Source organism: Paraburkholderia phenazinium (assembly GCF_900100735.1).
GTDB classification, from domain to species: domain Bacteria; phylum Pseudomonadota; class Gammaproteobacteria; order Burkholderiales; family Burkholderiaceae; genus Paraburkholderia; species Paraburkholderia phenazinia.
Map to the genome: position 1 here is coordinate 23,393 of NZ_FNCJ01000037.1, position 11,672 is coordinate 35,064.

Sequence of the window (11,672 nt, forward strand, 5' to 3'; positions counted from 1 at the left end):
TCCGCTTCCCGGTAGTTGGCCTCACACCGAATTTGTCGATCGCTTCCGGGATACTCGAACCATCTCGACTCGCCACACTTTGATCCCCCCGCAGTCATACGAGTGCCCTGCGCCCTCGATCTTCCCCCACCTTCGTAGTCGCTGTGCTGCGCCTGCTTCTCCCGGCGGCTCTACAAATCGATTTCCCCCTGCGCCGCCCTCGCGAGGGCGGCGGTTACGCAAGAATCATGGTGTTTGGTCATAACGCATGTTGCGGCACTGCAACAATCTCGCAAATAGCGGGCTCATTCCTGGTCGAAAGCACTCGATCCCATCTGGACAAACGGCCGAAAAATATTATCCATTCGATCTGAATTGCCTGTATTATCCAAGATAACAATCCAATCCAGAATGGAGATGCTAGATGGATGACTTTAACAAGGCTGGCCTTTTTCAGTTCGTTGACATGATCACGAGCAAGGGCTTGGTGAACGTCAACACCGGCAATAGCTGGAAGGCGGCGGTGAAGAAACTGCTGGGCGATATTGCCAACGACGAAGACGTGCGGAAGATCGACGTGAGGTCGCAGGTACTGCGATACAACAATCAGCACCCTGGGGAGCTCTCACCGGACTCACTGAAAGCGTATGAAAAGCGCGTAGCTGCAGCAATTCAACAATACGTCAGCTACAAGACCGACCCCAGCAATTACAAGTCACCGTCGCGAGGATTAACCAATGGCAAGAGTGAAAAACAGGAGCAGCGGAAAAAGCTGACTGTCAACTTGGGGCAGGCCACAGGAGCATCAACCGCAGTGGCAACGCCGGAGCAGCCAAAGCCCGAGGTTGAACACGGCGCACCGAAGACCATCGGCGGGACTTCAACTGGCGCGAACCTAGCTTTGCCCTTTCCTCTTCGGCCCGGCCACTTGGCTCAGGTTGTCATCCCGATCGATATGACCAAAGATGAGGCCGACCGTTTGTGTGCATTTATCCAAACCTTGGCGCAGGCAAAGGCATGAATCATCAGAAAGGCGAAGGGCCGAACGTGCGACCGTCCGGCCCTTCATTGCAACAGCGTCCGACACGGACAGCCGAGCTTGTCGGCCTGATCAAGCGGAAAGGATCGGTGATGAAAGAGACCATCAGAAGACCTGACCGCCCGCAGTGAAGGTTGCGCTTCAACTGCGGTCACCATTGTACGCACAAGGGCTGTAGCCAGCTATAGCCCTTGTCACGCCACGAATTCACTTTCTGTTGTTCTCACACCTTCAACCTCTCTCCGATGTCGGTCATTGGTCATTCAATTTCTCAAGGACAATCCCGGTCCACGGTCGGACGAAGGTCAGCGCAGAACGCTCTTACGTGGTGATAAAGCAAAGCAGTCAACATTTAGCTTTGTACAACTCGACAAAGGTGCAAACGATGGAACGGTACAAAAATCTCAACGGGGATTCTGGCGTCGTCTTCTACGAAATAGGATTTGACTTCATATGGGTTGTCTTTTCGGATGCGGCGCGCTACCTGTATACCTATGCGAGGACGGGTGCTCGAAACGTTGATCATATGAAGCAATTGGCGACCAATGGGCGGGGGCTCAACTCGTTCATCAACACCAATCCGGCCGTTCGGAATGGGTATGCGCGAAAGGAACGGTAGGTGCCACTGATGCCGAGGCGGCGTTTTGCATTTGCTATGACGCTGCGCCCTCGGCGCATGCACGCTTGACCGTTGCCGTCCCGACACTAAATTTCTCGGCAGTCTCACGAATGCTCGCCCCGTTCTCCGCTCTCCATGCGCTAATCGCGGCGTAATCGTGTGTGCGAGCGCGGCCCGCGTATTTGCCCGCCGCTTTTGCGATCGCCACGCCCCGGCGCTGCATCTCCGCGCGGTTCTTGTAGTCGGCTTCCCCCTGAGCCGCCATGAACGCCAGCACGGCGTCCCGCGTCGCCTTCTGAATTGGGTCTTTCTCTCTCCCGTCGAACGTCATGCCATTGAGGGTGCATTCAACCCGCACGCCTAAGTCCATAAGCCGACGCATGGTCCGGTGCAACTCGTCGTAACGGCGGCTGATCCGGTCCAACCAGCGCACGATCAGGACGCCGCCGTGCCGTAGATCGTGCTCGACTCTTCGCCACTGCTCCCTCTCATCAGGGGCCACGTGGTAGCCGCTCACGCCCTCGTCTACGAAAATGTCGGCATCACCCACGCCGTGGGTTCTGGCGTCTTCGTATTGGCTCGCGGCGGTCTGGCCGTCCGTGGTCGATATCCTGCCGTAGTACAGTTTTCTCATGACTCAATCTGGATCAATAGAGTTGATAGATCAATTCTATCATGGATCGAAAATACGGTTAATCCTATTGATCCAGTCTGCTGCGCCCCTGCGCGTGGTCCGTTACGGTGTACCGAAATGAGCCATCACCGTGCGCTAGTCGGCGAGGGTGTCGACGGAGTGCTCATTCGTGTTTGCCAATCGGTCGATGTTCCTTGTCAATCTCGGCGTAAGGACATACGATTATCTCGAGTCGGTAGAACCGACCGAAAAAAATATTCTGAGAGGCCACCATGGCAACAGGCAAAAAAGCCGCGTCAGACGCAGCGAAGATTCTGCGCGATTCGAAGTCCTCGAAAAAAGAAAAAGAAGTGGCGGCTTCGGACCTGTCCGGGCGCAGAGGCGCGACAACGGCGAAACCTAAAACGAAAACTAAATCGCGTTGACGCGGTTCGGCAAACTGTGCCGAACACGTAACTGCACGGGGGTAGGATGAGTAAGAGCTCATTTGAGGGCTGGCTGGCCGAGCGTCCGCGCTGGATGCAAACGGCAGCGGCGCGGTTGCTCGGATCGCAGCACCCACTGGAAGACAAGGACATAAACGCCCTTGCCGATCTCTGCCTCGCTGAAGCGTCAAAAAATCCCGCCGCCGCATTCGAGGCGGTGCCCGCGGGCGCGTTTACCGCTGCGGTCGCATCGTTGAATGTCAGATTGGCCAAGATCGAGAAGGTGAATGGAGTTAACGCAATCCGGCAGGATGCCGCGCTCGATCTCGACAATAAAGATTTCGCGATTGTCTATGGCCCGAACGGTGCCGGGAAATCCGGTTTTGCGCGACTGGTAAAAAACGCGTGCGGCGCGCGAACGCGCACAGACCTGCTTCCCAACGTCTTCTTAACGAAGCCCATTCCGCCTTCGGCAGAATTCGTAGTGCTGCGGAATGGTGCGGCCGAGCCCGTTGAATGGACGGCGGCAGGAGGGCCAGCCGCAAAGCTCCGGCATATCCACGTCTTCGATTCTGCCGTCGCCGCATCGTACGTCAACGATAAAAATGTTGCGTCTTATGAGCCGCGCCGCATGCGGTTCATCTCGCGGCTAATCGAAATATCGGAGCAGGTGGCCGCCGAGTTATCGCGACGTAAAAACGCGTTGCCGACAAAGCTTCCGGTAATGCCGCCGGACCATACCGACACGAACGCGGCGGCATTCTGGGCCGCAATTAAGCCTGCGACAACGCAGGCTGCCGTTGATGCCGCGTGCGTCTGGACGGCAGCGGACGCGGACGAGCGCCTCAAGATCGAGACGAGCCTGAAGCAGCAAGACATTTCCGGTCGTCTGAAAGAACTGGAGCGCCAGAAGAAGCTCCTATTGCAGCTTGAAACCGAAGTGAAGAGCCTTCGTGATGGGCTGTCCGACGACACGCTGGTCGCGATTCTGAATGCCCGGCGTGACGCGGCCGAAAAACGGAAAGCGGCTACTGACGACGCTGAGCGCGTATTTGCTAATGCGCCGCTCGATGGTGTTGGCAAACAAAGCTGGCGCCTGATGTGGGATCAGGCAAGGCAGTATTCGGAAGAACTGGCTTATCCAGATAGGTCCTTCCCTGCTGTCGATGAAAGCGAGGATAAATGTGTCTTGTGCCAGCAGCCGCTTGATGATGCGGCGCGTACCCGACTGTCGAGCTTCGAAACATATGTGAAAGGCGGACTTGAAACGGGGGCAAAGACTGCGGAAAAACTGCGCGACTCCTTGATAAAGGCCTTACCCGTATTGCCGTCCATCGCCAAATGGCGCTTGGAAGTTGGGCTCGTGAAGATCGAGGTAACCGACGCTCACAGCTTGCTCGAGAGTATTCAAGCTCGCCGCGCGGCGGCGGAGACAGCCGCTGTCGTTGCCGACTTGCCGCCCGTCGGCTGGGTGCAGTTGGACGAGGGAATAGCGACGCTCTCGGCATCGCTGGTGAAAGAGGAGGCGACTCTTACTGAGTTGCAGAAAGATGGGAAAAAGGCCGAACATGAAAAGACGCTGAAGGAGCTTCGCGCGCGCGAATGGATGACGCAGCAGAAGACTGCTCTGGAAGCGGAAATTGTACGGGCGGGCATCGTCGGCAACATTGACGAAGCAATCCGCTTGACGGGTACGAATGCTCTTACCCGCAAGAAAAACGATCTCGCGGACGAGGAGCTTGCGAAGGGCTATCAGGAAAGATTCCTCGCCGAGATATCGGCGCTTGGAGGAAAGCGTCTACTCATCAGTCCAGAACCTTTGCAAGAGGGCAAGGGCCGAATTTCGTTTGCGCTTAAGCTACGCGACACGAAACAGAACGCCACGGCCCATGCCGTTCTCAGTGAGGGAGAAAGCCGGATCGTTGCGCTGGCAGCCTTCCTAGCCGATATTACCGGCTCGGGGCAGTCGACACCGTTCGTCTTTGACGATCCGATTTCATCTCTCGATCAGGAGTTTGAAGAGCGCGTTGCTGATCGGCTGGTTGAGCTGTCGCGGACACGGCAGGTGATCGTTTTCACACACAGACTTTCATTGCTGGCTCTTCTCGAAGATGCGTTGGATAAGGCCAGCAAGAATGCGGCGGCCACGGGCGGAACCTCCCCTACACGAGCCTTCATATCACTGCGGCGGCTGGGCACGCTGGTGGGCGTCGTGGATACGCTTGATGTGAGGCGAGAACGGCCCGACAAGGGCTTCGCGAAGCTGCGCGATCATCGGTTACCCGCTTTACGCAAGCTTCTGGACGTGGGCGATGTAGGTTACGACAATGAAATGAAGGCGGTTTGCGGTGATTTCCGAATACTAGTTGAGCGGTCTGTCGAAAAGGTTATGTTGAGCGGACTGATCGAGCGCTTTCGCCGCTCCGTCCAGACCCAGCAGATTCGATCGCTGGCGAAGATCACGCCGGACGACTGTGTGCTCGTAGATCAGATGATGACCAAATATTCGCGGTTCGAACATTCGCAGTCCGACGAGGTTGATGCGAATCTTCCGGGCGTTGACGAGCTGGCCGATGATCTCAAACTCATGATCGATTGGATTGGGGAATTTGATAAGCGCGCTGCGGCGTAGATCAGAGACAGGCACGGCGATCGGCAAATGCGAATACTGACCTACAAGCGAACTCACACGGGTGATCCAGATCGTTCGGGGCGATTCGGTATCAACGACTGCATGGGAAGGATTCGTGATTTTCATTTTGATGCCGTGATCGGTGTGGGAGGCATCGGTGCCGAACCAATAAGTTTAGGAATCGCGCAGAAATTGACTTGGATCGGCGTCGGCCCTCGACGTAGTTCGGACTACAATGGTCGCCGTGGCGACATCGTTACGTTTGACCGCTTCCTGTTGATGGACGCCGAAGGCCCGGAATTGAGAAGTGTTGCGCCAAACCTCGCACGACGCATGTATCACGGACGAAGCCGATTCGTGCTTGACTCATATTCCGATGCGGAACGCGTCGAAGCTCTTGCCCTCCTGAAGTGGGCCAGCAATGTAACGGTGACTCGCCCGATGTCTCGGAAAATTCACGGTCGGTGTCGTCCCAACGTTTGCTCTTGCTGACGTCACTAAAGATAGATGGTGCTTGACCAGTCTCCGCCCGGTTTCTGACGCTCGATGACACTGCAACAGCCAAGGAAATGAAATGAGTCTTGATCGGGAATACCAGCATGAGCTTCTGAAGCAACTCGCCGAAAGTTATCCGCTCCCATTCGATATTCGCCAAATTGCCCGTGCGTGGGACGACGCCGCCGAGTTTCGATATGCTGCAAATATGTGTTACCTCGAGGAACACGGACTCGTGGAAGCGAACGTTACATACGGGCTCGATCACCATCTGTCGTTCTCGCTGCCGAAAATTACCGCAAGAGGCCTTGATTTTCTGGCCGACGACGGCGGACTGTCAGCGATACTTGGCGTGGTCACCGTCAAAATTCATGAGGAATCTCTTCGCGCGCTTTTACTTGCCAGAGCCGAAAGCCTCTCCGACTCGAGTCTGGAAGAACGGTCTGCCGTCGCTGAGGCAGTTCGCAACCTTCCGGCTAGATCAATACAAACAGTCGCCGATAAATTGATCGCTTTGGGCGTCGAGCATCTACCGACCGGAGCGCATCAACTACATATCTGGCTCGACCAAGCAATCTCGTCGATACGAGGCGCAATCTAACGAATGCGGTCCAGACGCGCGACTAGCCGAGATCAAGCCGGGCGTGATCTGGCTGACCCAATATCTGTCAACGCGCTCCGCATGTACTCGGTAGGCGCTCACGGGCAGCCCCTCTGGCAAGCTTCATATAACCGTACTGGCGGCAGTGTCGCAGTTCGAGCGCGATCTCCTCATCGAACGGACGCATGCAGGACTCGCCCGCACAAAGGCCGAGGGGAAGAAGTTGGGACGCAGAGATTCGCTGACCTCGCAACAGAAGGTAGAAATTAAAACGAGGCTGGCCGCGGGTGCATCAGCTCGCGGGCTGGCGAGGGAATACGCCGTTTCGCACGCCGACTAAGTCTCGGGTTACTTGCGGTGCCTACTTTCTCTCTGAACGTCCAATGGACCGAGCCGGTGATGTGCGCAAACGTCGAAAATACATCGCACGATTGGGCTCCGATAGTCAAGCCGCCAACCATCGGTAAACATTCGGGTTAGGAATTCCGGGTCTTTCATTATCGGGAATACCAACACGTCGGACGCAACTCTAAGCGACTCCTCACCCAACCGAGCTCGCTCGACCACGTCACAATTGCCACCGTTCGCGTTCAGCCACAGGCTCGCAGATTCACACACGTGCTCGAGCGTTAGCCATTCGCCCGATCGGGCGCGGGCGACCAGTTGAGAGGCGACCAGGTAGGTCAGCAGTTCGTTACGCGCTTCGTCGTCAAGATTGTATGGAATCACCATTATCCCAACTCCATGCATGCCTCATTAGCAGGGGACCCACGGACCCTCGTCCGCCCTTCGATCTGGGTTCATCCACGGTTGATCTTTGCGCCTGCCAACTCGCATCAACCAACATCGGGTTTCCCGTTTACGGCTGCCAATCGCTTAGGATTATGGCCGAAGCGTCGAGTGAACGGGATTGGCCGAACTTGAGCCCATTGCGGGCCAAACTGACCCAGACCGGCACGCAGTCGGTTGATGCGAGAGACTTCAGGATAAACCGGATCAACCCTTGCAGCAATTGGTTCCGGAGCAGGCTTCAGAAGCGGGACGGACCAATGCATTCACCCGACAGCTTTCACCGCCTCATAGCGGCGTTTGCGACGCGTCTTTTCGCGCGTAATCTGCGACAGGAAACCGCATTGTGCGCACCAGTTCCCAGCAGACGCTACTTGCCGGGGACGTGCCCACCACCGATGACCTCGCGCGCACTCCCATTCGAGCTTTGTCTGGTTATCAACGTAGGTATCGGACAGACACCGCCCGCCACGTTCCGCCGCAATCGCATGCATCGTCTCGATGCCTCGCCGCTGCCGGTCTTCGGTGCGGCACGTCGGACACCAGCTCCCTTTAAGAATCTCTGAGCCCCACGCCAACCATTCGTGTCCTCGCTCACACTGGAACGGATAGCGGGTCTGTATGCGTTGATAACCTGATGCCAGGCATTTGCCGCCTCGACGTACGGCTACCCGCTGAAGCTCCGCCAGTCCATCCGGTCGACGTGCCCTCTCGTAGACGCATTGCGGGCACCACGCCTCGCGCATGACTTCGATGCCGCTCGTTTCCCACTCGTGTCCCTGAACGCATCGAAACCTGTACTGTGCGGACTTTCCTTCGTACACCGTGGACAGACACTCCCCGCCGCGTTCGCGGGCGCGGTTCTGTATCGGGAGAAGCCCGCCTGCGGCCCATAGCTGACGTTCGGCCCTTCTCATGTTTGAACAGATCGGACACCAGCAGCCCCGAAAGATGGTGGCGGCGGTCGTTTCAAACTCATGGCCGATTGCGCAAACGAACCGGTATCGACCCTTCAATCCAAGATACGTGCTGGTCAGACAGTGACCACCCGACTGTCGGGCGATATCGTGCATGCGCTTCATGCCATCTTCGACCAGGCAATCCGGACACGCGATGCGGGCGACGCGTAACAGTTGCTGACCGCCGCGCTCCCACTCGTGACCTCGCTCGCATCTCAATCGATACCGGACGTTCTGTCCGCGCCAGCTTGCATCAAGCAAGGACAATCCGGCATCGACAAACTTGCTGCGAATCTGGTCCAGCTGTTCGTCGAGCAAACATGGGGCGGTCAGATCGGCTGCTTCCGTCCGGTGCCGCAGTAAAAGCGAAACGGCCTGGGAAGCGGTTGACGCGTGCCCTTCCTGCGCGAGCGCAGCCTGCGTAAAAGTCAAACCGTCGATCAGAACAGCGCGCGCCATTGCCGCGCTGCGATCCGATATCGGTCTTCCCAGCTTACCCGGCCGCCTCGCAGCCGCTACCAGCGTCTCGAATTCCTCGCGCGTGAGGCTCGGCAGGTCAGGGGGCCGACGTGGCATGCTGTTTTCTCTCCTGAAAGTGATCGGGTCATTCGATTCCGGGCAGCTCGCTGTCTTTCTTCGCGACAGAATCAATGGAGCGAAGCAACAAGAAGGGAAAAGGCAAAGGGAGCCTGCTTCCCGGTTGGTAAATTATCAAGGTTTCTCGGAAACGCACAGATATGTTCTCGGGATTTTTCTGTCAAAAAATGACCTGATGTATCCGTCCTCCTGAAGTCGATTGCATTCGTCGTTTGACAGGATTTGACACCACGCCGATATGGCGCTGGGTATGGCTTCAGGTAAAATCGCGCGCATGGCTAATATGATAGTGACGCAGCCTGATTTACATTTTATGCGGAATGGATAGTCGAGGTGGAAAGAATATAAGGTTCAGATTCGTCTTTTCCCTTCCGGGTGAATTTAACGACACCTTCGATGTCCGAAGGCTTCGTTTTCCAGATGCAGTCAATAGCGCAGTAAACAGGCCGCCCCGCTTTGAGTGGCGGTCGTATGCGTTTTCCATACACGGGGTTCAGCATGGCTTACGAAGTGCTGCAGGGTGCGCTGCGCGCCGGATATACGCAGCTTGGGCGTCTTAACAGGCTCGATACGCCGCTTGGCCCGGACTGGCTGGTGCCGATGTATGTCAAAGGTTCGGCCCGCCTCGGGGGAAATATCGAATTCACCGTCGATGCCGTGTCGGCGCATGGTGAACAGATCAAGCTCGGCGCGCTCGTGCTGAAACCGGTCACACTCTGGATTCAGCAAACCGACGGCAGCTATATGCCGATTCACGGGTACGTGCAGCATGCCCGCCGTCTGGGAAGTGATGGGCCAATGACGTATTACCAGATTCAGTTTTCGTCATGGCTTAGCTTTCTCAAGCTCAGCAGTGACTGCCGCGACTGGCAGGAAGCTGACGGACAGCAGATTCTCTCCGATGTGTTCGCCAAGACCCCCCAGGCCCAGGGCCAGTACCGCTTCGACCTGCGCTCGCCCATCCGCTCGTATTCGCAGCGGGTCCAGTGGGAGGACGACTGGAACTTTGTCTACCGCAGCATGGAAGAGGTCGGCGTCTTCCCACGCTTCGAATTCGCGAAGGACGGCAAATCACATACGGTCGTCATCATGGACGACCTGTATTTCGTTCCGCCCCTGCCGGAACAGGTGGTGAAATTCAGCCGCTCGGACATGGACGAGGAATTCGACGGCCTGACGCAGTGGAGTGAGCAGCAGGATACGCAAAGCGAAGTGATTACGACGAACACGTTCGACTACATGCGACCCGACCTGCCGAAGGAGGTCAGCTCGCCTGCGTTCAATCAGGACGAGCTGCCCGCGCAGGGCGAGAAGTACATTTATACCGGCGGGTACTCGTGGTCGGACAGCGAGATGGGCGAACAGCAGGCGCGCATTCGCGCGGAGGAAATGTCGAGCCGCTCGAAACGTTACTTCGGTGTCGGCAGCCTGCGGTGCGCGCTGCCCGGCTACTGGTACCGGCTCGATGGTCACCCCGTTCACGACAGCGAACCGGCAAACGACCGCGAGATGGCGATCATTGCCGTCGACTGGCTGATCCAGAACAACGTACCGGGCATTGAAGCCCTCGCGCGGTTCCCGAAGAGCCTGCGCACCGAAGTCGAACAGGCGCGCGCAGCCGGAGCAGGATCGACTGTTCGCCACACGGACGGTAGCGCGGGATTTTTTCAGGTGGAGATCGAAGCACAGCGTCGGCGCGTGCCGTTCCGCAGTCCGCTCAGACATCACAAGCCCGAGATGCATCTGCAGACGGGCATTGTCGGCACGCCGGATAACGAAGAAATTTTCACCGATTCCCTGAATCGCTCGAAGGTCTGGCTGACGTGGAGCCGCAAGGGCCGCAACGAACGCGCGTCGGCGTGGATACGCGCCGCCATGCCCGATGCGGGAAGTCAGCGCGGCGGTCATTTTGCGCTGCGCAAGGGAGACGAAGTGCTGGTCGGCTTCGTGAATGGCGATTGCGACCGTCCCGTGATCATCTCGAGGCTGCACGGTGGCGCGACGAAACCGGCCTTCCACTCGCATGGCCTGTTCTCCGGCCACCGCTCGAAGGAATATGGCGGCGACGGCTTTAACGAATTCCTCATGGACGACGCCAGCGGGCAGAACCGCCTGAGCCTGTACTCAACGAGCTACAGCACCGGCCTCCATATGGGGTATCTGATCCAGCATACGGATAACACGCGCGGCGCGTTCATCGGGACCGGTTTCGATCTGAGGTCGGGTGCGTATGGTGCGTTGCGCGCCGCACAGGGCATGGTCATTTCGACGCAACCGGTCGCCACGCAGCCGATGAACGTGACAGCGGCGACCGGGCAACTGGCGGGTGCTGAGGCCGTCCTCGAAACTGTCTCGAAGGCGAGCGAGACGAACCGTGGCGAGAGTCTGCAGGATGGGCATGATGCGCTCAAGACGTTCACCGATGCGACCCAGCACAGCGTGGCGGCCTCCGTCGGCAAGGGCGGCCGCACCGCGGGGGGCGGGACGGGCAATGCGAACGGTTTTTCGAAGCCGGTCTTGGTGTTGTCCAGTCCTGAAGGCATTGCGGCGAGCACGCAGCAGTCCATTCACCTGACGGCTGACCAGCACGTCAACACGGTCGCGAGGAAAAACGTCATTCTTGCGGCGGGCAAATCGTTGCTGGCAAGCGTGATGGACGGCATCAGCCTGTTCGCGCAGAACCTGGGCATCAAGCTCATTGCGAGCAAGGGAAAGATCGACATCCAGGCGCTCAGCGATGCGATGAACCTGCTTTCGCAGCTCGATCTCAAGGTCGAGAGTGCGACGGGACGGCTGGTTCTGACGGCGAAAACGGAAGTGTGGCTTGGCGCGGGCGGCTCGTACATCAGCATCAAGGGCGCAGGAATCGAGAACGTCACGACCGGACACATTCTGGAGCGCTG

General features: G+C 57.6%; 8 protein-coding genes and 1 pseudogene. 7 read left to right on the top strand and 2 right to left on the bottom strand.

Annotation, left to right across the window (positions count from 1 at the left end; translation table 11 throughout):
• The first annotated feature begins 403 nt into the window (after positions 1 to 403).
• Positions 404 to 1,000, top strand: coding sequence for a hypothetical protein (locus BLQ92_RS38340; RefSeq protein WP_090695948.1), 597 nt, complete (start codon positions 404 to 406; stop codon positions 998 to 1,000).
• Positions 1,001 to 1,671: 671 nt separating this feature from the next.
• On the opposite strand, the gene BLQ92_RS38350 is transcribed toward BLQ92_RS38340, so the two are convergent.
• Positions 1,672 to 2,271 (bottom strand): recombinase family protein, encoded by a 600-nt coding sequence (locus tag BLQ92_RS38350; protein WP_090695950.1) that lies wholly within the window; start codon positions 2,269 to 2,271, stop codon positions 1,672 to 1,674.
• A 272-nt stretch (positions 2,272 to 2,543) separates the two neighbouring features.
• Between BLQ92_RS38350 and BLQ92_RS40365 the strand changes: the two genes are divergently transcribed.
• The 5 genes and pseudogenes from BLQ92_RS40365 to BLQ92_RS38365 all read left to right on the top strand — a co-directional run.
• Entirely contained in the window at positions 2,544 to 2,696 is a 153-nt protein-coding gene (locus tag BLQ92_RS40365; protein ID WP_176860806.1) for a hypothetical protein, read from the top strand.
• Positions 2,697 to 2,742: 46 nt separating this feature from the next.
• Entirely contained in the window at positions 2,743 to 5,328 is a 2,586-nt protein-coding gene (locus tag BLQ92_RS38355) for an AAA family ATPase (RefSeq protein WP_090695951.1), read from the top strand.
• Positions 5,329 to 5,355: 27 nt separating this feature from the next.
• A complete protein-coding gene (locus BLQ92_RS39765) occupies positions 5,356 to 5,820 on the top strand; it encodes a hypothetical protein (protein WP_143016750.1) in 465 nt (154 codons plus the stop codon).
• Between the two features lie 82 nt (positions 5,821 to 5,902).
• Positions 5,903 to 6,424 carry a hypothetical protein gene (locus BLQ92_RS38360; protein WP_090695952.1) on the top strand — a complete coding sequence of 174 codons (522 nt, stop codon included), beginning with the start codon at positions 5,903 to 5,905 and terminating at the stop codon, positions 6,422 to 6,424.
• A 115-nt stretch (positions 6,425 to 6,539) separates the two neighbouring features.
• Positions 6,540 to 6,764: pseudogene (locus BLQ92_RS38365) on the top strand (recombinase family protein); the annotation flags it as partial.
• 715 nt (positions 6,765 to 7,479) lie between these two features.
• On the opposite strand, the gene BLQ92_RS38375 reads toward BLQ92_RS38365, so the two are convergent.
• Positions 7,480 to 8,631, bottom strand: coding sequence for a hypothetical protein (locus BLQ92_RS38375; RefSeq protein WP_244896716.1), 1,152 nt, complete (start codon positions 8,629 to 8,631; stop codon positions 7,480 to 7,482).
• A gap of 636 nt (positions 8,632 to 9,267) precedes the next feature.
• Here BLQ92_RS38375 and BLQ92_RS38380 point away from each other — a divergent pair.
• The coding region (locus tag BLQ92_RS38380) for a type VI secretion system Vgr family protein (protein ID WP_090695956.1) at positions 9,268 to 11,672 on the top strand (2,405 nt) is incomplete at its 3' end.